This window comes from Escherichia sp. E3659, assembly GCF_005781135.1.
Taxonomy (GTDB): Bacteria; Pseudomonadota; Gammaproteobacteria; order Enterobacterales; family Enterobacteriaceae; genus Escherichia.
The window spans coordinates 56,112-75,965 of sequence record NZ_VATQ01000030.1 but is presented as its reverse complement, the minus strand read 5'-3'; the positions used below and the strand labels follow the sequence as shown (position 1 = coordinate 75,965).

Annotated in this window: 21 protein-coding genes and 2 pseudogenes; 9 read left to right on the top strand and 14 right to left on the bottom strand. The window is 53.0% G+C overall.

Annotation, left to right across the window (positions count from 1 at the left end; all coding sequences use genetic code 11):
- Positions 1–97: 97 nt before the first annotated feature.
- Positions 98–466 (top strand): annotated as a pseudogene (locus FEK47_RS19920) (ISAs1 family transposase); the annotation flags it as partial.
- Between the two features lie 57 nt (positions 467–523).
- On the opposite strand, the gene yafV reads toward FEK47_RS19920, so the two are convergent.
- Entirely contained in the window at positions 524–1,294 is a 771-nt protein-coding gene (yafV, locus tag FEK47_RS19915) for a 2-oxoglutaramate amidase (protein ID WP_001118043.1), read from the bottom strand.
- 180 nt (positions 1,295–1,474) lie between these two features.
- Here yafV and ivy point away from each other — a divergent pair, with 180 nt between their 5' ends.
- Positions 1,475–1,921: an Ivy family C-type lysozyme inhibitor gene (ivy, locus tag FEK47_RS19910; protein WP_205713528.1), complete on the top strand. Its 447-nt coding sequence runs from the start codon at positions 1,475–1,477 to the stop codon at positions 1,919–1,921.
- A gap of 42 nt (positions 1,922–1,963) precedes the next feature.
- Here the strand turns inward: ivy and fadE are convergent, their stop codons facing one another.
- Complete coding sequence (gene fadE, locus FEK47_RS19905) at positions 1,964–4,408, bottom strand: acyl-CoA dehydrogenase FadE (RefSeq protein ID WP_000973094.1); 2,445 nt, start codon at positions 4,406–4,408, stop codon at positions 1,964–1,966.
- A 239-nt stretch (positions 4,409–4,647) separates the two neighbouring features.
- Here fadE and lpcA point away from each other — a divergent pair, with 239 nt between their 5' ends.
- Both lpcA and FEK47_RS19895 read left to right on the top strand, forming a co-directional pair.
- Positions 4,648–5,226 (top strand): D-sedoheptulose 7-phosphate isomerase, encoded by a 579-nt coding sequence (gene lpcA / locus FEK47_RS19900; protein ID WP_016159301.1) that lies wholly within the window; start codon positions 4,648–4,650, stop codon positions 5,224–5,226.
- 208 nt (positions 5,227–5,434) lie between these two features.
- Positions 5,435–6,202: a class II glutamine amidotransferase gene (locus FEK47_RS19895; protein ID WP_000333380.1), complete on the top strand. Its 768-nt coding sequence runs from the start codon at positions 5,435–5,437 to the stop codon at positions 6,200–6,202.
- Here the strand turns inward: FEK47_RS19895 and dpaA are convergent.
- The 3 genes from dpaA to dinJ form a co-directional block, all read right to left on the bottom strand.
- Positions 6,173–6,913: a peptidoglycan meso-diaminopimelic acid protein amidase gene (gene dpaA, locus FEK47_RS19890; RefSeq protein WP_001225684.1), complete on the bottom strand. Its 741-nt coding sequence runs from the start codon at positions 6,911–6,913 to the stop codon at positions 6,173–6,175. The genes FEK47_RS19895 and dpaA overlap by 30 nt on opposite strands.
- A 155-nt stretch (positions 6,914–7,068) precedes the next feature.
- On the bottom strand, positions 7,069–7,347 hold the full coding sequence (yafQ, locus tag FEK47_RS19885; protein ID WP_000615976.1) for a type II toxin-antitoxin system mRNA interferase toxin YafQ: 279 nt from the start codon (positions 7,345–7,347) through the stop codon (positions 7,069–7,071).
- Between the two features lie 2 nt (positions 7,348–7,349).
- Positions 7,350–7,610 carry a type II toxin-antitoxin system antitoxin DinJ gene (gene dinJ / locus FEK47_RS19880; protein WP_000729703.1) on the bottom strand — a complete coding sequence of 87 codons (261 nt, stop codon included), beginning with the start codon at positions 7,608–7,610 and terminating at the stop codon, positions 7,350–7,352.
- 209 nt (positions 7,611–7,819) lie between these two features.
- Between dinJ and FEK47_RS19875 the strand changes: the two genes are divergently transcribed.
- The gene (locus tag FEK47_RS19875) at positions 7,820–8,569 is read left to right on the top strand and encodes a C40 family peptidase (protein WP_096944940.1); all 750 of its coding nucleotides are present in this window, start codon (positions 7,820–7,822) and stop codon (positions 8,567–8,569) included.
- A gap of 56 nt (positions 8,570–8,625) precedes the next feature.
- Here FEK47_RS19875 and FEK47_RS19870 read toward each other — a convergent pair whose 3' ends face one another.
- The 9 genes and pseudogenes from FEK47_RS19870 to FEK47_RS19830 form a co-directional block, all read right to left on the bottom strand.
- Positions 8,626–8,982, bottom strand: coding sequence for a type II toxin-antitoxin system HicB family antitoxin (locus tag FEK47_RS19870; protein WP_130209693.1), 357 nt, complete (start codon positions 8,980–8,982; stop codon positions 8,626–8,628).
- On the bottom strand, positions 8,975–9,253 hold the full coding sequence (locus FEK47_RS19865; protein WP_135486891.1) for a type II toxin-antitoxin system HicA family toxin: 279 nt from the start codon (positions 9,251–9,253) through the stop codon (positions 8,975–8,977). The genes FEK47_RS19870 and FEK47_RS19865 overlap by 8 nt, the downstream gene beginning before the upstream one ends.
- A 104-nt stretch (positions 9,254–9,357) precedes the next feature.
- Positions 9,358–11,451, bottom strand: a complete 2,094-nt coding sequence (locus FEK47_RS19860) for a flagellar biosynthesis protein FlhA (protein WP_135486892.1) — start codon at positions 11,449–11,451, stop codon at positions 9,358–9,360.
- Positions 11,435–12,470: pseudogene (locus FEK47_RS19855) on the bottom strand (flagellar type III secretion system protein FlhB). Before FEK47_RS19855 ends, FEK47_RS19860 begins: the two are co-directional and overlap by 17 nt.
- Entirely contained in the window at positions 12,460–13,242 is a 783-nt protein-coding gene (gene fliR / locus FEK47_RS19850; RefSeq protein ID WP_001260515.1) for a flagellar biosynthetic protein FliR, read from the bottom strand. Before fliR ends, FEK47_RS19855 begins: the two are co-directional and overlap by 11 nt.
- Position 13,243: 1 nt before the next feature.
- Positions 13,244–13,516, bottom strand: a complete 273-nt coding sequence (locus tag FEK47_RS19845) for a flagellar biosynthetic protein FliQ (RefSeq protein ID WP_000958542.1) — start codon at positions 13,514–13,516, stop codon at positions 13,244–13,246.
- A 2-nt stretch (positions 13,517–13,518) separates the two neighbouring features.
- Positions 13,519–14,271, bottom strand: a complete 753-nt coding sequence (gene fliP / locus FEK47_RS19840) for a flagellar type III secretion system pore protein FliP (protein WP_135486893.1) — start codon at positions 14,269–14,271, stop codon at positions 13,519–13,521.
- Entirely contained in the window at positions 14,268–14,639 is a 372-nt protein-coding gene (locus FEK47_RS19835) for a FliM/FliN family flagellar motor switch protein (protein ID WP_000043128.1), read from the bottom strand. Before FEK47_RS19835 ends, fliP begins: the two co-directional genes overlap by 4 nt.
- Positions 14,632–15,483, bottom strand: coding sequence for a FliM/FliN family flagellar motor switch protein (locus FEK47_RS19830; protein WP_000922510.1), 852 nt, complete (start codon positions 15,481–15,483; stop codon positions 14,632–14,634). Before FEK47_RS19830 ends, FEK47_RS19835 begins: the two co-directional genes overlap by 8 nt.
- A gap of 387 nt (positions 15,484–15,870) precedes the next feature.
- Here FEK47_RS19830 and FEK47_RS19825 point away from each other — a divergent pair, with 387 nt between their 5' ends.
- From FEK47_RS19825 to FEK47_RS19810, 4 genes are read left to right on the top strand one after another with little or no spacing between them, the layout of a single operon-like run.
- Positions 15,871–16,857 (top strand): sigma-54 dependent transcriptional regulator, encoded by a 987-nt coding sequence (locus FEK47_RS19825; RefSeq protein WP_135486894.1) that lies wholly within the window; start codon positions 15,871–15,873, stop codon positions 16,855–16,857.
- Positions 16,858–16,871: 14 nt separating this feature from the next.
- Positions 16,872–17,213: a flagellar hook-basal body complex protein FliE gene (locus tag FEK47_RS19820; RefSeq protein WP_089521203.1), complete on the top strand. Its 342-nt coding sequence runs from the start codon at positions 16,872–16,874 to the stop codon at positions 17,211–17,213.
- Between the two features lie 4 nt (positions 17,214–17,217).
- On the top strand, positions 17,218–18,864 hold the full coding sequence (gene fliF / locus FEK47_RS19815) for a flagellar basal-body MS-ring/collar protein FliF (protein WP_138183347.1): 1,647 nt from the start codon (positions 17,218–17,220) through the stop codon (positions 18,862–18,864).
- On the top strand, positions 18,842–19,852 hold the full coding sequence (locus FEK47_RS19810; RefSeq protein ID WP_135486895.1) for a flagellar motor switch protein FliG: 1,011 nt from the start codon (positions 18,842–18,844) through the stop codon (positions 19,850–19,852). The genes fliF and FEK47_RS19810 overlap by 23 nt, the downstream gene beginning before the upstream one ends.
- Positions 19,853–19,854 lie beyond the last annotated feature (2 nt).

Here is a 19,854-nt window from a genome sequence, read left to right as displayed (position 1 = left end):
TTTTATGTTTAAAAATTGAGATATTCCTCATTACCTGAAGCTGTTTTTTATTACTTATACATGATCAAATACTCCTTGCATAATTAAGGAGAGCAAAATGGAACTTAAAAAATTGATGGGACATATTTCTATTATTCCCGATTACAGACAAGCCTGGAAAGTGGAACATAAATTATCGGATATTCTACTGTTGACTATTTGTGCCGTTATTTCTGGTGCAGAAGGATGGGAAGATATAGAGGATTTTGGGGAAACACATCTCGATTTTTTGAAGCAATATGGTGATTTTGAAAATGGTATTCCTGTTCACGATACCATTGCCAGAGTTGTATCCTGTATCAGTCCTGCAAAATTTCATGAGTGCTTTATTAACTGGATGCGTGACTGCCATTCATCAAATGATAAAGACGTCATTGCAATTGATGGAAAAACGCTCCGGCACTCTTATGATAAAAGTCGTCGCAGGAGAGCGGGCTTTCGTAGTCTTACCCCGACTCTCCCCGGCCTTAAACACAACACCCACTCACCACAACCTAAACTCATCCGCATCCCGCCATGCCGGAAACTTTTCTCTATATTCCCGTAATGCCACCATCGACAGCTCCGCATCAATGCGCGTTGCCTGATGCGCGTCGGCAGTAGCGATAATCTCGCCCTGTGGATTAATCACCCGGCTGTCACCGCGATAATGGCAGCCGTTGCCATCGCTGCCGACGCGATTGCATCCCGCCACATACGCCTGATTCTCAATCGCGCGGGCTGTCAGCAATGCCTGCCAGTGCAGAGAGCGCGGAGCAGGCCAGTTGGCGACGTACAGTGCGAGGTCATAATCGTTGAGATTGCGCGACCACACCGGAAAACGTAAGTCGTAGCACACCAGCGGCAAAATACGCCAGCCGCGCCATTCCACAATCACTCGTGCATTGCCCGCTTTATAATGCAGATGCTCATCTGCCATGCGGAACAGATGACGCTTATCATAAAAATGTACCGTGCCGCCCGGCTCAACCAGCAAAAAGCGGTTAACCGAACCAGACTCCGTTTGTAATGCAACACTGCCTGCAATCAGCGCATTGCACTGCTGCGCTTTGGCTGTCATCCAGTTCACTACGTCATCTTGTGCTAGCGACGAAGCTGCCGCTTCCATAGCAAAGCCGCTGGTAAACATCTCCGGTAGAACGATCACATCACGCCCGGTAATACCTTCCAGTTGACGATCAAAATGGCGCAGGTTGGCAGGACCATCCATCCACACCAACGGTTGCTGCAAAAGCGTAATCTTCAAACCAGGCACGGTGTACAACTCCTTTATGCGAAGGGTTTTATAACTTTAACACCTTATCAGGCTATTACCTTACTGCGGAATAAATTGATAACAAATGCTGATATTGGAAATATCTGATTTGCAAATTATCGTGTTATCGCCAGGCTTTAGGAGGTTAATAACATGGGCAGGATAAGCTCGGGAGGAATGATGTTTAAGGCAATAATGACAGTCGCCGCACTGGTCATCGCCACCAGTGCAATGGCGCAGGATGATTTAACCATTAGCAGCCTGGCAAAGGGCGAAACCACCAAAGCTGCGTTTAATCAGATGGTGCAAGGGCATAAGCTACCTGCATGGGTGATGAAAGGCGGTACTTATACTCCCGCACAAACCGTAACGTTGGGAGATGAGACGTATCAGGTGATGAGCGCGTGCAAACCGCATGACTGTGGCTCGCAACGTATCGCTGTGATGTGGTCCGAGAAATCTAATCAGATGACGGGGCTGTTCTCGACTATTGATGAGAAAACGTCGCAAGAGAAACTCACCTGGCTGAATGTGAACGATGCGCTTTCGATTGATGGTAAAACGGTGTTGTTCGCAGCGTTGACTGGCAGCCTGGAAAACCATCCGGATGGCTTTAATTTTAAATAATTAGCGGATAAAGAAACGGAGCCTTTCGGCTCCGTTATTCAATTACGCGGCTTCAACTTTCCGCACTTTCTCCGGCAACTTTACCGGCTTCGTCGCCAGCTCTTCCGGATCAAAGTCATCAACGTTAATACTGCGCAGACGGCTTTCTTCAGCTTTCACCAGAATAGCGGCTTCATCTTTATCAATCAGCCCCTTCGCCAGCGCGTTGTGCGCCAGTTCATCCAGACGGGTAAATGGCAGGTTTTTACCCAGCTCTTTACAGATCCGCTGATGAATCGGGTCGGCGGCAATCACATCCACCAGCGCCTCTTCCAGTAAACCAACCGGGTTATGCTCGCTCGGGGTCAGGTACTGACCGCGCCCAATACGTGAACGGGTAGCGTTCGGCACTTGTAAAATCTTCGCCACCTTATGATCCAGCTTGTCAGAAGGTGCCAGATAATGACGTCCGGTCGGGAAGATCACCACATTCAGCAGCCCGGCAACCACGCGGTTCGGGAAGTTTTGCAGTAAATCATCCATCGCCTGTTCAGCCTGATACAGCGCATCTTGTACGCCCCAGTGCACCAGCGGCAGGTCGGCTTCATTACGGCCTTCGTCGTCATAACGCTTCAGCACGGCAGAGGCGAGGTAGAGCTGGCTTAAAATATCCCCCAGACGGGCCGAGATGCGCTCGCGACGTTTCAGGCTGCCGCCCAGCACCGCCATCGAGACATCAGAAAGCAGAGCAAGGTTGGCGCTCAGGCGGTTCAGGTGTTGATAGTAGCGTTTAGTGGCATCGCCGGTTGGCGTGCTGCTGGTTAAACCGCGCGTCAGGCCCAGCCAGAAGCTGCGAACTTTGTTGCTACCGACGTGACCGATATGTTTGAACAACAGTTTATCGAACGCGTTGACGTCATTATTCTTCGCCGCTTCCATTTCTTCCAGCACGTACGGATGGCAACGAATCGCCCCCTGGCCGAAGATCATCATGCTGCGGGTCAGAATGTTGGCCCCTTCAACGGTGATGGCAATCGGTGCGCCCTGGTAAGCACGGGCCAGGAAGTTGCTCTGCCCGAGCATAATGCCTTTACCCCCGGTAATATCCATCGCATCAATAATCGACTGCTGCCCGCGGTGGGTACAGTGATACTTAACGATAGCCGACAGCACGGCAGGTTTCTCACCGAGCATAATGCCGTAGGTAATCAGCGACGCTGCAGCGTCCATTACGTACGCATTACCGGCAATACGCGCCAGCGGCTCTTCAATCCCTTCCATCTTACCGATAGAGATTTTGAACTGACGGCGAATGTGCGCATACGCGCCCGTTGCCAGCGCAACCGACTTCACGCCGCCGGTTGAGTTGGAAGGCAGGGTGATGCCGCGGCCTACCGAGAGACACTCCACCAGCATCCGCCAGCCTTGCCCGGCCATTTTCGGCCCGCCGATAATGTAATCGATCGGTACGAAGACATCTTTACCGCGCGTCGGTCCATTCTGGAACGGCACGTTCAGCGGGAAGTGGCGACGACCAATTTCCACGCCCGGCGTGGTGGTCGGGATCAGCGCACAGGTAATACCTAAATCTTCTGCGCCACCCAGCAGTTTTTCCGGGTCGGAGAGTTTAAACGCCAGACCAAGCACGGTCGCAATCGGTGCCAGCGTAATGTAGCGTTTGTTCCAGGTCAGACGCATCCCCAGCACCTGCTGGCCCTGCCATTCGCCCATGCAGACAATCCCGGTATCCGGAATCGCGCCCGCATCGGAACCCGCTTCCGGGCTGGTTAGCGCAAAGCAAGGGATCTCCTGACCACGCGCCAGACGCGGCAGATAGTGATTTTTCTGCTCGTCAGTGCCGTAATGTTGCAGTAGCTCGCCCGGGCCTAATGAGTTCGGCACGCCGACGGTAATCGCCAGGATCCCGCTCACGCCGGAGAGTTTTTGCAGCACACGAGACTGGGCATAAGCCGAGAACTCCAGCCCGCCGTACTCTTTTTTGATGATCATCGCGAAGAAGCGATGCTCTTTAAGGTACGCCCACAACTCCGGCGGCAAATCAGCCAGCTCATGAGTAATCTGGAAATCATTCGCCATCCGGCAGGCTTCTTCTACCGGGCCGTCGAGAAACGCTTGCTCTTCGGCAGTCAGGCGCGGCTGCGGATAGTTATGCAGCTTTTTCCAGTCCGGCTTGCCCTGGAACAAATCGCCTTCCCACCATGTGGTGCCTGCGTCGATCGCTTCTTTCTCAGTGCGCGACATCGGCGGCATCACTTTACGGAAACCGCGAAATACCGGCGCGGAAATCATCGACTTACGCATAGGCGCGAAGTTAAACGGCACAAGGATAATGGCCAGAGGCACCAGTACCCACGCCGACCACAGACCAGCAACGCCGAGGGCGGCTGTCCAGGCGAGCAAAATCAGACTGCTGATAAATAAGCTCACGCGGTGATAGAACAACGCGCCGAGCAGGACAACCGTAGCGAGAATACTCAAAATCATCATAACGAAAAGCCCCTTACTTGTAGGAGGTCCGACCACTTGTGATGATATGGTTGTAGTGGATGTAAAAACATTTAGCAATGTGTTTACAATATAATTACAACGAAGCTCACATTGTTGCTGTTTTTATCCGCACTTCGGGTCAAAAAGTCCTGGTCATTCCACCGCGCTGGTCTTCTCGCTTTTGGTGGTATCCGGTACACTGCATTTTGTCTAATTCATTTATGCTGAAGGATATCCTCATGTACCAGGATCTTATTCGTAACGAACTGAACGAAGCGGCGGAAACGCTGGCTAACTTTTTAAAAGATGACGCCAATATTCACGCCATTCAGCGCGCGGCGGTCCTGTTAGCAGACAGCTTTAAAGCCGGTGGCAAGGTGCTTTCCTGTGGCAACGGCGGCTCCCATTGCGACGCCATGCACTTTGCCGAAGAGTTGACCGGTCGCTACCGTGAAAACCGTCCGGGCTATCCGGCGATTGCCATTTCAGATGTCAGCCACATCACCTGTGTTGGCAACGATTTTGGCTTTAACGATATTTTCTCCCGCTACGTTGAAGCTGTAGGACGCGAAGGCGATGTGCTGCTGGGGATCTCCACCTCTGGTAACTCTGCAAACGTGATCAAAGCGATTGCGGCGGCGCGTGAGAAGGGGATGAAAGTGATCACCCTGACCGGTAAAGACGGCGGTAAAATGGCTGGCACGGCGGATATCGAAATTCGCGTTCCGCACTTTGGTTATGCCGACCGCATTCAGGAGATCCACATTAAAGTGATCCATATCCTGATCCAGTTGATTGAAAAAGAGATGGTTAAGTAAGTCTGGCGTAGGCCGGATAAGGCGTTCATTACGCCGCATCCGGCATTTGTGCTCTGATGCCTGATGCGACGCTGGCGCGTCTTATCATGCCTACAAATCTGTACCCGAACCGTAGGCCGAATAATGCGTTTACGCCGCATCCGACCTGAAAATTCTTAAATCAATCTTCGCCGGGGGCCATGCGCTCCCGCTGTTGTGGAGGTTACCGATGTGCGAATTGCTCGGGATGAGCGCCAACGTCCCTACTGATATCTGCTTTAGTTTCACCGGGCTTGTGCAGCGTGGTGGTGGAACCGGGCCACATAAAGATGGCTGGGGCATCACCTTTTACGAAGGTAAAGGCTGTCGCACATTTAAAGATCCACAACCCAGCTTTAATTCCCCCATCGCCAAACTGGTCCAGGACTACCCGATAAAATCCTGTTCGGTTGTGGCTCATATTCGCCAGGCTAATCGGGGCGAGGTGGCGCTGGAAAATACTCACCCATTTACCCGCGAGTTATGGGGACGCAACTGGACGTACGCCCATAACGGGCAATTGACGGGCTACAAATCACTGGAAACCGGCAACTTCCGCCCGGTCGGTGAAACCGATAGCGAAAAAGCCTTTTGCTGGCTGCTGCATAAATTAACGCAGCGTTACCCGCGCACGCCGGGCAACATGGCAGCAGTGTTTAAATATATCGCTTCACTGGCGGACGAACTGCGGCAGAAGGGCGTTTTCAACATGCTGCTTTCGGATGGGCGCTATGTAATGGCGTATTGCTCGACCAATCTGCACTGGATCACCCGCCGCGCGCCGTTTGGCGTGGCAACGTTGCTGGATCAGGATGTGGAAATCGACTTCAGCTCGCAGACCACACCGAATGATGTGGTCACGGTGATTGCGACACAGCCGCTGACGGGCAATGAAACCTGGCAAAAGATTATGCCAGGCGAATGGCGCTTATTTTGCCTCGGGGAGCGTGTAGTTTGATGCCAGCTGTGGTTGCACCACTTCGTGGCTCAACGGCTTGCTGACCACGTAACGACCATTGACCACAGAAACGGTCGGTGGCTTACGGGTCTGTTCAAAGTAGTCATAGCCCGGCTTCAGTTGCTCCCAGAAGTCCTTAAAGTTGGAATACTTATGACGCTGCATGTTGGCGTCGGTCATGCGAAATGGGTAAATGCTCACCTGCACACTTGACTGACCAAACACCAGCGCACCAGTAACGAACTGGAAGATCTCATCAATACCCTGATTGGTCATTGCGTAGCAGCCGATGGAAACACAATCGCCGTGGATCATCAGGTATTTCCCTTCATAACCATGCGCACGGTCATAGGCATTGGGGAAACCAATATTAATCGCTTTATAGTAACGGCTGTCTGGTTTTAACTGATTACGCTGAACGCTATAAAACCCTTCCGGACTTTTAAAATCGCCCTGACGCTGTTTTGGTCCTAACCCGCCGGAATATTTACAGATTTTATAACTGTCGAGCAGCTGATATTGCTCGCCCATTTTGACGTAGAGATCGAGCGTACGTTCTTCCTTGAAGATCTGGATGTAGACAGGGGATCCCATCAACTGCTGCTTATACTCTTTGCTCACAGGCGTGGTAGAGCTACTGCTGCCCAGCAAACCGGCAAATGAAACGCACGGGATCAACAACATCGCAAGAATTAATGCGATTTTACGCATACTGCTTATTCCTTGATAAAACGGTTACACACGCCAGGACGGCAAAATAGATCCCAAATCGGAATAGTCTGGATTTGGAAGGCTCACATTATCACCAAAAGAGTTTTACGCAAGCCTGTCGGCGCTGGGTTTACAAATTTCATCGGAAGCGGGCTTTACCCAAAGAGCGCCGCGTGAGTTCCAGTTCTCTCAAATCGTAAAAGTTTATCGGTAAGTTTGTAAATCAGGATCCAGTCCGGTTCGACATGAGCATCGCGATAACCTTTCCATGAACCTTGCAGCGGGTGGTCTTTATAAACAGCTGGAAGCGGTAAAGCATTATTTATAAGAAGCGTCATAAGATATTTCAATTTATTCATATCCTTATGACGCTTTTGTGCAAGTTTTACATCCTTTGAAAATTGTCCTGAGTATTCAATATCCCTTTGAATCATATTTAAATTCCTAATTTATCAAATAAATCATCGGCGTCTTTGGCCTTATGAACATCAATGCCAGCTTCGCTGTTTTTGATTGATTGAATGGTTAATTGATTAGGCTCGCGTAAATCAAACGGCAATGCCTTTTCACGCGCGACTTTTGTGAGGGTTATGCGAACCAGGTCAGAGATGGTCAGCCCCATCCCGGCCAGTACGTCCGCCGCCTGATTCTTCAAATCCTCATCGATTCGGGCACGAACAAATGCATTTGCAGCCATTGGGATATCTCCTGTGCTGTATATATATTCAGCTTGAATTGTAGCTCAATTGAGCAACAGCGGCAATTCATGAGCAATTCAATAAACTGATGTATTTACATAATTCACTGAAATATATCTGTTAATTTTATAATAATGGTTTATTAAGTTTGTTCAGAAACGATCCGGGATACACTGCAACATTAAAGCATGACCAGCCATTATTGAGTATGTCCTTGCCGTCGATTCCATCCTTTGTATTGTCGGGATTACTGTTGATTTGTTTGCCGTTTTCTTCATTTGCCAGCGCCACCACATCACATATCTCTTTCAGCTACGCCGCCCGCCAGCGGATGCAAAACCGTGCGCGTTTATTAAAACAGTACCAAACCCATCTGAAAAAACAGGCCAGCTATATTGTGGAAGGCAATGCCGAAAGCAGAAGGGCGCTACGCCAGCACAACCGGGAGCAGATAAAACAGCATCCAGAATGGTTTCCTGCGCCGCTCAAGGCGAGTGACAGACGCTGGCAGGCGCTGGCGGAAAACAACCACTTTTTAAGCAGCGATCACCTGCATAACATCACCGAAGTGGCGATTCACCGCCTGGAGCAGCAGCTTGGCAAGCCTTACGTCTGGGGCGGCACGCGGCCCGATCAAGGCTTCGACTGTAGCGGGTTGGTTTTTTATGCCTACAACAAGATCCTTGAGGCGAAGCTCCCGCGCACGGCCAATGAGATGTATCACTACCATCGGGCAACGATTGTGGCGAACAACGACCTGCGCCGGGGAGATTTGCTGTTTTTCCATATCCACAGCCGCGAGATAGCCGATCATATGGGCGTGTATTTGGGCGATGGGCAATTTATCGAGTCGCCACGTACCGGCGAAACCATTCGGATAAGCCGATTAGCCGAACCTTTCTGGCAGGACCATTTTTTGGGTGCGCGACGGATTTTGACGGAAGAGACGATTTTGTAAATGGAGAATACTGACGATCAGGCAAAAAATCGGATGCCATATGGCATCCGACCTGTTTACATCTGGGATGAAAACTCACGTTCTAACACATCAACAATAAGCTGATTTTTTGAAATGGAATGTTGTCTGGCGACAATGGTCAGCCGTGAATCGATGTGATGAGGAACACGAAGCGTCAGGCGTTTTTGCTCTTCTTCTTCACGAAAAGGGGCAATGCCGTCCTCTTCACAATCCGCCATCCACTCATCCAACGCACTTTCACCTTCCCGGTACAATGCCTCAATGCTTGTCGCCACAAAGTCGCAATAACCATTTACATTGAGGAATTTGCCGCGAAATGCGTTGATATCGGCTTCAAATGTCACTGCGGCTGGTTGACCTTTAATGGTGATAATGTTCGATGCTTTATTCATAATCTACCCCTACACAGTTAACAAACCACTCCTTAAGACCTGTTACTGCGCCTTTATCCATCACATTCTTTGGATGTGGCTCATGTGTACTGAATTTGGTCGTTCCAATCTGAAACTTCCTTCTGGAACCATTGTTATTTTTTAGTGTTCCACCCACCGCTTTAATGAGCGCAACAACATCATCCCATTTAATTCCAGATTTTGGCGGCTCCGTCATTACATCGTCGAATGTTTTTCTATGACGAGAGCCTAGCGCGCTGACCTTGATCATACTATCAATCCATGACGTCATTGTATGGTGTCATCGTAGTCTGTTTGCAGTGTGACGTCAATTAATGGTGTCAGATTGTGCAAAGCATGGAAAAGAATCCCCCATCAACTCAACGCCCCCATAATCTTCAACTCCAGCTCATCCGGCACTTCGTTATACGACAGCACATGCAGCCCCGGCGCAAACAACCTTGCATAACGCGCCAGCAAAGGGCGCAGCTGCGGCGGCACCAGCAGCACCGGGTCTTTCCCCGCCGCTTTCATCTGCTCCTTCACTTGCGGCATCGTGCTCTGGAACTGGTTGAGCATATTCGGGTCTACCGGCACGCTGTCGAGCATCACTTTGCCGGCCTGTTGCGCCTGATTCACCACGTTGGTCAGCAGATTTTCCAGCTCATTATTCAGCGTATACACCGCCAGCTCCTGCTTGCGAACGAACGGATGGGTAATGCTGCGCCGCAGCGCCAGGCGTACATCAGCTGCCAGCAGAATATGATCTTTGGTCACTGTGCTACTGGCGACCAGCACGGTGGCGATGGTGACGATATCACGCAGGGAAACGCCTTCGGTCAGCAGCGCCCGGTACACTTTCAACAACTGGCTGTAATTCAGCGCCGCGCTCAAATCCTCCGCCAGGCGCGGTGCCATCGACGACAAACGGTTATGCAACTGCGTAATATCATCATAGTTAAACAAATCAGGAATATAGCTGCGCACAATCTTGTTCACGTGGGTAGCAATCACGCTGGCGCTGTCGATCACCTGATACCCCATATTCAGCGCCTTCGCTTTCTGCGCAGGCTGGATCCAGGTGACCGGCATCCCGTACGCCGGGTCGTTCCCCAATACGCCGTCAATCTCGCCGTAGGTTTCGCTGGAGGGCAGGGCCATCAGTTTATCCGCCGGAATATCCGCTTCATCAGCCTTAATGCCGTTGATGAAAATCGCGTACTGGCTGGGCTTGAGGCGGAAGTTTTCCCTAATACGGATCTCCGGCAGCAGCACGCCGTTACCGTCGGATATCACCTGCCGCACGCCGCGAATCCGCTGGGTGAGCGGGTTGCCCTGTGCTTTGTCCACCAGCGCCACCAGCTTGTAGCCGAGGCTTAAACTGATGGGCTCGATCAGCGGAATGGTTTCCCAACTGACCTGTTGCTCGCTGGTTTCGGTGATGGTGCGGGTCAGCGTTTCGAGGCTTTTCTCTTCCGCCTCCGCCGCCTGCGGCTGTTTGCTCATCCGCCAGCCGGTAAAACCCAGCAGGGCGCTGAACAGCAAAAACGGCAGGTGCGGCATTCCCGGCACCACCGCCAGTACGAACATGATCCCGGTGGCGGTGTAGAGCACCGACGGGCTTGCCAGCAACTGGTGGCGCACGTCATGGGCGATATCGCCGTTGTCGCTGACGCGGGTGACGATAATCGCTGCCGCGGTGGAGAGCAGCAGGGAAGGGATCTGCGCCACCAGCCCGTCGCCGATGGTCATCAGCACGTATTGCTGGAAGGCGGCATCGGCGCTCAGGTTGTATTTAAAGATGCCGATACAGACGCCGCCGATCAGGTTGATCGCAAGAATCATCATCCCGGCGATGGCGTCCCCGCGTACAAACTTCGATGCTCCGTCCATTGCGCCGTAGAAATCGGCCTCGCTGGCAACATCCTTACGCCGGGTTTGTGCCTGCGCCTGGTTGATCAACCCGGCGTTAAGATCGGCGTCAATCGCCATCTGTTTGCCGGGCATCGCGTCCAGGGTAAAGCGGGCAGAAACCTCGGAAATACGCTCGGCCCCTTTGGTGACGACGATAAAGTTGATGATCATCAGGATGATAAACACCACAAAGCCGACAACAAAGTTGCCGCCAATCACCACCTGACCAAATGACTCAATCACCTTACCCGCCGCGCCCGCGCCGAGATGCCCATGCAGCAGCACCACGCGCGTAGAGGCGACGTTAAGCGTCAGGCGCATTAAGGTGGTGATCAGCAAAATGGTCGGGAACAGGCTGAATTCCAGCGGCCTTTTCGCCGACACCGCCACCAGCAGTACCATCACCGCCAACACAATGTTGAAGGTGAACAGAATATCCAGCAGCGCAGGCGGCAGCGGCAGAATAACCATCGCCAGAATACACAGGATCACCAGCGGCACGCCGAGATTGCCGCCGCGCAGTAGCGCGAGGAACGATTTAGTTGTTTTCGCCATCCAGTTTAAGCACCTCTTTGGGAATGGAAATATGTCTGTTCAGGGCCGGGCGCGGCTGTGCGCCCTCGCGCCAGCCGCGGGAACTCGACCACTTCCACCTGATTCTCCGTGGCGACCTGGCGAATATAGAGGGCGATTTCATCGGTGCCTTTCGCCACCACAAACGGCGCGGCGGCACGCGACGAGTCATACTGCAACGCCACGGCGTAGTGGGTCGGGTTGGTGATCACCACGTTGGCTTTCGGCACCACTTTGCGGATTTGCCCCATCGCCAGCTGCCGTTGCAGCCGCCGCACGCGCGCCTTCACTTCCGGCTTACCTTCCTGATTTTTGTACTCTTCTTTCAGCTCCTGCTTAGTCATCTTCAGCCCTTTGGTAAACAGGGCTTTCGCCAGCGGCACGTCGATCAGCGCAAAGAAGATAAACAGGATGACAAAGTTGCGCATCACGCTGGCGTAGAGCGACAACCCATCATTCATCGCCAGTTTGAACGGCAGTGCCTGCAGGCCGAGAAAGGCGGCAAAGTTATTGCGCAGGCTAATCCACAGCATCACCAGCACCACCACCGACTTCACCGTCATTTTTCCCGTTTCCGCCAGATGTTCACTGGAAAACAGCCGCCCAATGCCTTTTAACGGACTGATTTTGCTGAAATCCGGGAGGATTTTTTTCGGCAGAAACAGCCAGCCGCCGGGCACCAGCGAAGAGAGCAGCGCAGCGGCGGGCATCGGCAGCAAGGTGAGGATAAACTTGCCGAGAATTAACAGGTGATGGCGCAGAAACTGGCCGATCACCTGCGGGTTATTAATCTCCTGCGCGTACTGATGCACGCTGATAAAACTCTCGCGCACAAAATCGGCATACCACGGGAAACTACTGGAGATCACCACAAACGCCGCAAACAGGCTCGCCGCCAGCCCCATATCCTTCGAGCGCGGCAGTTGCCCCTCTTCACGCGCTTTACGCAGCTTTTGCGCCGAGGGTTTTTCTGTTTTTTCTTCGCTGCTGCTATCCGCCATAGTGACCTTTCAGCGCGTCGAGTTGCTGCAACACAAAATTCGCCAGATGCAGATAGTGATCTGGCAGGTTGTAGAGCAGAGTGGCGAAGCAAACCAGCCCCGCCAGCATGTTGATGGGAAAGCCGAGTGAAAAGAGGTTCAGCGGCGGCGCAATGCGGTTAAGCAGGCCAAAGCAGCCCTGCACAATCAGCATGATAAAAGTGGTCGGTAGCGCCAGCAGCGATGCGGATGCCAGCACCCAGCTAAATGCCAGCGCGATGGTGCGCAGGGTTTGCGGATGCAGCGCGTTGCCAATCGGCCAGTAGGTGAAGCCCTTGTACAGCACGCTTACCAGCAGCAGATGCCCGTCCATCGCAAAAAATAGCAGGATCGCGTAAACGTTAATTAACTCCGCCAGCACGGTGGTCGATGCGCCGCTGCTCGGGTCGTTCATCACCGCCATGCTCATCCCCATATTGAACGAGAGAATTTGCCCGGCCAGTTGCAGCGCCAGAAACAGAAACTGAAACATCAGCCCGAACAACATGCCCCATAAAATTTGCTCCACCGTCAGGATCAGGCTGTTGAGCGAAAGCAGGTCGTGGGGAATGGGATGGGGGATCAACGGCGTGATGATGATCGCCAGCGCCAGCGACAAAATAATCCGCACGCGCACGGTCAGGGCGCTGTTATCCAGCACCGGCACATAGCGCAGAAACGCCATAATGCGCACGAAGGGAAACCACAGCCCCAGCGCCAGATCCGTCAGTTGCGTAACGTCGCTTGTGCGCATCTTAATGCACCAGCAGGGCGGCCTGGGTAAACAGATGAATGCACAGATCATGCAACTGGATAATCATCCATTTGCCGCACACGCCCAGCACCACCAGCGTGACAATCAGTCTTGGCAAAAAGCTCAGGGTCTGTTCGTTAATCTGCGTCACCGCCTGGAACACGCTCACCAGCAGGCCGACCAGCAGGCTTGGCACCACCAGTACCGAAACCAGTAAAATCACCACTTTAATGCCGCTGGCGACAATGTCGGCGGCTACGTCTACGGTCAACATAATCAGCCCAGCCCCAGCCCGCGAATGCTGGTGGTGAGCGTGCCGATGGTCAGCGACCAGCCGTCGATCAGCACAAACAGCATCAGCTTAAAGGGCAGCGAAACAATCAGCGGCGACAGCATCATCATCCCCATCGCCATCAATACGCTTGCGACAATCAGGTCGATAACCAGAAACGGGATGTAAATCATAAAGCCAATCTGGAAAGCGGTTTTCAGTTCGCTCAACACATAGGCAGGCACCACAATCGTGAGATCCTGGTCAGCGGCATTGCCCTTCGCGCCGCCGATGGTCATGATTTGCGCCATCGCTTTTTTGTCGGTCTGTGCCAGCATAAAGCGTTTCAGCGGCGTCGCGGCGGTGCTTAACGCATTGGTCAGGGTAATCTGATCGTTTTCAAACGGTACCACCGCGTGGTCGTAAATATTGAGCCAGATAGGGCGCATCACCAGCATGGTGAGGGAGAGCGCAATGCCAATCAGAATACGGTTTGGCGGCGTTTGTTGCAGCCCCAACGCCTGGCGCAGCAGCGACAGCACGATAATAAAACGCGTAAAGCAGGTCATCATCAGCACCATCGTCGGCAGCAAACCGACGAGGGTCATCAGAATCAGCACCTGGATTTTGACGCTGTACTCCTGAGTGTTGCCGTGGGTGACCACGTTAAGCAGCGCAATATCGCCACCCTGGGCCAACGCCAGCGGCGCAAGCGCCAGCAGCCCAAGGCCCAGCGTCAGTTGAGTGCGGCGTTTCATGGTGCCAGTTCGTTGATGTCGCGGGTGTTAAATTCCAGCACGCGCAGGCCGTACTTTTCGTTGACCACCACCACTTCCGCTTTGCCCAGCAGGATATTGTTCACTTTAATATCCAGCGGCTCCCCGGCGAGTTTATCCAGCTCAATCACCGTGTCGTCGTCGATGTTAAGCAGGTCGGCTAACATGATCTCTACTGATGACACTTCCAGCGTTAAGGTCACCGGAATGCGTTTCAGCAGCGTCATAGAGTCGGAAAAACGGTCCTCCAGGCGGGTGACCAGCGTTTCGGCGTCGGCGGATTTCGCGACAGGCGCAACTTCATCGGTGAGGCCAAAATCCCCGGCTAAAATATCTTCTTGCTTACTCATGGCTATTCTCATTCTTGCCCGCCAGCTCCGACAAAAACAGTTTGTCTTTGTCTTCCACAATCAGGGCGCTAAATAATTCAGATTGCCCAATCGCCACCGGGAACGTTTCTCCCAGTGATATGGGTAAAATATCCCCGGCTTTTATCTGCGCCAGATCCGCGACATTCATCGATAGCTCGGCGATTTTGACGTTCAGGGTCAGCGGCAGGGAGCGGATGATTTCTTTAATCAGGGCCGGTTTATTGACGGATTTCGCCACCTGCTGCGGTTTACTGTGCTCGCTGTGGCGGATCAGATTCAAAATAAAATCGGTGTGGGCGTCGTCGAGCAAAATACGAAAACTGCTCTCTTCATCGCCCGCAAGGGTAAAGGTTAATTGATATGCCCAGTGGGTAATTACCGTGCTGCTGTCCAGCTTTAATTTCAGCGCAATACCGGAGGTTTGCAGATTAAATATCAGCGTGCAGATATCCAGCGCCAGACGGTTCTTTAATCGTGTTTCGGTTTTGGTCGGTAGCCCGTTATGCGCTTTCGCCTCTTCAAGAGACGACTCCAGACCATAAAAATTGCCCAGCAGCATTAACAATAAGGAGCGATCAATATCAAACGCCAGATGCCCGACCTGGGAAACCATCAGTTCGGCGTTTTTATTAATAATATCCATTTCGCAGCCAATCTTTTTTAAGGTGATATTGCTGCGATGCTTTTTGAGAAAGTAGCTGCCCAGATGCGAATCAATCACGTCAAAATTCCCCGTAAACAGGGTCGGCAGGCGATGGTAGGGGCGTCCGAGCCGATTACCTTCTAATTTAAAGATGCCTGGCGTTTTACTGTACTTCAGCATGGCTTACTTTCTCTGCTGTAATGGTATGGGCGTTTTTGTGCACGCAATTCCGGCAGTGACACAAGGTGAGGTATTAAATAGAGGGGGCGTGAAAGGGGCAAATTATTAATAGAGAGAAAAAATAATTAAATTATTAAAGGGCGAGATATCGGGCATCGTCATAAAACATTGCACAAGCTGTAGGCCTGATAAGACGCGTAAGCGTCGCATCAGGCATCGGTGCACGATTGCCGGATGCGGCGTAAACGCCTTATCCGGCCTACATGGGTAACTCATTGTTCATCAACAAATAATATTTTTATTATCGTTTAATTCAAACTTGTTAATCCCGCCGGTGATACGCTTCAGAACATCCTGTTTTCTGTCGCTACTTATATCGTTCACCCTATGTCTGAACTTATTGCAACTGCCGCTTCCAGCATTAACGCTTTTACTCTGGCAAAGCGTGTCGCCGCCTTTAACGTGCCGGTGCTCATTCAGGGCGAAACCGGCGCGGGCAAAGAATGCGTGGCGAAATATATTCACACCGTAGCCTTTGGTGAAAATGATAATGCGCCCTATATCGGCGTGAACTGCGCGGCGATCCCGGAAAATATGCTGGAAGCCACCTTATTTGGCTACGACAAAGGCGCATTTACCGGCGCAATTGCCAGTGTGCCAGGAAAAATGGAACTGGCAAATAACGGCACCTTATTGCTCGATGAAATTGGCGATATGCCGCTGGCGTTACAGGCCAAAATATTACGCGTATTGCAGGAACAGCAGGTTGAGCGATTAGGCAGCAACCGACAAATTAAACTCAATTTTCGCCTGATTGCCTGCACCAATAAAAACCTTGAGCAGGAAGTCGCCGAAGGGCGTTTTCGTGAAGATCTCTATTATCGCTTGGCAGTTATTCCTATTACCATGCCGCCGCTGCGTGAACGTCTGAACGATATTATTCCGCTGGCAGAGTCATTTATTAAAAAATACTCCACGGTGCTGGTGAAAAATATCACCCTTTCAGAATCTACCCGCCGTGCGCTGCTGAATTACCGCTGGCCCGGCAACGTGCGCCAGCTGGAGAACGCCATTCAGCGGGGAATGATCTTGAACCGCGACGGCGTAATTTACCCGGATACCTTAGGCCTACCGGAAACTGACGTTGCCGACCGCAGCGAACTGCAATGGCCTGTTCAGCCCGCCGTCCACATTGCCGAAACCAGCGATTTAGGCCAGCACGGACGAAGCGCGCAATATCAATATATCGCCGACCTGATGCGTAAATATCAGGGCAACCGCAGCAAAATTGCCGACCTGTTAGGCATTACCCCGCGCGCACTGCGCTATCGACTGGCCTCCATGCGCAAGCAAGGTATCGAAGTTTTCTCCTGACCCGGAAGTTAAAAATGAGCATTACCACAATCAACAGCACCATGCAGGCGCAAATCATGCAGGACGTGCAGCGGATGCAGGCCAACGCCCAGGCACCGGTGCTGCCCGCCATGACCTTCAGTTCCACCGACCCGGACGTTTCATTTAACCGCATTATGTACGGCGCGCTTGGTCACGTTGATCAGTTTCAGCAGGTGGCGGAGCAGCAGCAAACGGCTATCGACACGGGCAAAAGTGATGACCTGGCAGGTGCGATGATTGCCAGCCAGCAGGCGTCGCTCTCTTTTTCCGCGCTGGTGCAGGTGCGCAACAAAATCGCCACCGGATTTAACGATCTGATGAGTATGTCGATCTAACACTATGAATGAACTGATCAAAAAGTTAACCCAGGCGTTTCCGGCGTTTCGACTGCGTCTTGCAGATAACAAACGCTGGGCGTTGATGGCGGGAGTGGGGCTTGCCGTTGCGGCGACGGCGATTATCGTCAGCGTGCTGTGGACCGGCAATCGCGGCTATGTCTCGCTCTACGGACGCCAGGAAAATCTGCCCGTGTCGCAGATTGTCACCGTGCTGGACGGCGAAAAACTTACCTACCGCATCGACCCGCAGAGCGGGCAAATTCTGGTGCCGGAAGAGGCGCTGTCGAAAACGCGCATGACCCTTGCCGCCAAAGGCGTGCAGGCGATTTTGCCCAGCGGCTACGAGCTGATGGACAAAGACGAAGTGCTCGGCAGCAGCCAGTTCGTGCAGAACGTGCGCTATAAACGCAGCCTCGAAGGGGAGCTGGCGCAGAGCATTATGTCGCTGGACGCGGTGGAGAGCGCGCGGGTGCATCTGGCGCTCAACGAAGAAAGCTCGTTTGTGGTCAGCGATGAGCCGCAAAGCAGCGCCTCGGTGGTGGTGCGTCTGAATTACGGCGCGAAGCTGAATATGGACCAGGTGAACGCCATTGTGCATCTGGTTTCCGGCAGCATTCCGGGGCTGCACGCCAGCAAAGTTAGCGTGGTTGATCAGGCAGGAAATCTGCTGACCGACGGCATTGGCGCGGGCGAGGCGGTTTCTGCCGCCACCCGTAAACGCGATCAGATCCTCAAAGACATTCAGGACAAAACCCGCGCCAGCGTGGCGAACGTGCTGGATTCGCTGGTTGGCACGGGGAATTATCGCGTCAGCGTGATGCCGGATCTCGACCTCAGTACCATCGACGAAACCCAGGAACACTACGGCGACGCGCCGAAAATCAACCGCGAAGAGAGCGTGCTGGACAGCGACACCAATCAGGTGGCGATGGGCGTGCCCGGTTCGCTCAGCAACCGTCCGCCGGTTGCTGCGAATCAAATGACCAACGGTACGGAAGAAAATCGCTCGCCGGAAGCGTTATCCAAACACAGCGAAAGCAAGCGCGATTACTCTTACGACCGTAGTGTCCAGCATATTCAGCATCCCGGCTTTGCGGTGAAACGCCTCAACGTGGCGGTGGTGCTCAATCAAAACGCCCCGGCGCTGAAAAACTGGAAGCCGGAGCAGACCACGCAGCTTACCGCGCTGCTGAACAATGCTGCCGGTATTGACGCCCAGCGCGGTGACAATCTCACCTTATCGCTTCTCAACTTTGTCCCGCAGGCGGTGCCGGTCGAACCGGTGATCCCACTGTGGAAAGATGACAGCGTGCTGGCCTGGGTGCGGTTGATTGGCTGCGGCCTGCTGGCGCTGTTGTTGCTGTTCTTCGTGGTGCGCCCGGTAATGAAACGCCTGACGGCGGTGCGTGCGCCGGTTATCACACCAGAACCGGAAACCGTCAGCGAACCGTGGATCGCCATGCCGGAAGAGGAGCGTAAAAACGTCGATCTGCCGTCGCTGCCAGGCGATGACAGCCTGCCGTCCCAGAGTTCCGGCCTCGAAGTGAAACTCGAGTTCCTGCAAAAACTGGCCATGAGCGACACCGATCGCGTAGCCGAAGTTCTCAGACAATGGATCACCAGCAATGAGCGAATTGACAATAAATAAGAGCAACAGCTACCTGGAACAGGCGGCGATCCTGTTGCTGTGTCTGGGCGAAGAGGCGGCGGCGACGGTGATGCAAAAACTCAGTCGCGAAGAAGTGGTGCGCCTGAGCGAAAACATGGCGCGGCTTTCCGGCGTCAAAACCAGCATGGCGCGCAAAGTGATCAATAACTTCTTTGATGAATTCCGCGAACAGAGCGGGATCAACGGTGCATCGCGATCCATGTTGCAGGGCATTCTTAACAAAGCCCTCGGTACCGAGATCGCCAGCAGCGTGATCAACGGCATCTACGGCGATGAGATCCGCTCGCGGATGGCGCGCCTGCAATGGGTGGAACCACGCCAGCTGGCGATGCTGATCTCCGAAGAGCATTTGCAATTGCAGGCGGTGTTCCTCGCATTTCTGACGCCAGAAATCTCGGCGGCGGTGCTCTCGTATCTCAACGAATCGGCGCAAAACGAAATTCTCTACCGGGTGGCGAAACTCAACGATGTTAACCGCGACGTGGTAGATGAACTGGACCGCCTGATCGAACGCGGCCTGTCGGTGCTCTCTGAACATGGCTCGAAGGTGAAAGGCATCAAACAGGCGGCGGATATCGTCAACCGCTTCCAGGGTAACCAGCAGGTGATCCTCGACCAGATGCGCGAACGCGATGGAGAGGTGCTGGAGCAGCTACAGGATGAGATGTACGACTTCTTTATCCTCAGCCGCCAGAACGAAGAGGTGCGTCGGCGTCTGCTTGACGAAGTGCCGATGGAAGACTGGGCGGTGGCGCTGAAAGGCACCGAAGCCCTGTTGCGCCGTTCCATTTATGCCGTAATGCCAAAACGTCAGGTGCAGCAACTGGAAGCGATCACCGCGCGTCTGGGGCCGGTTCCAGTCAGCCGTATCGAACAGATCCGCCGCGAAATCATGGGTATCGCCCGTGAACTGGAAGAGGCTGGAGAGTTTCAGCTACAGCTCTTTGCGGAACAGACGGCGGAGTAACT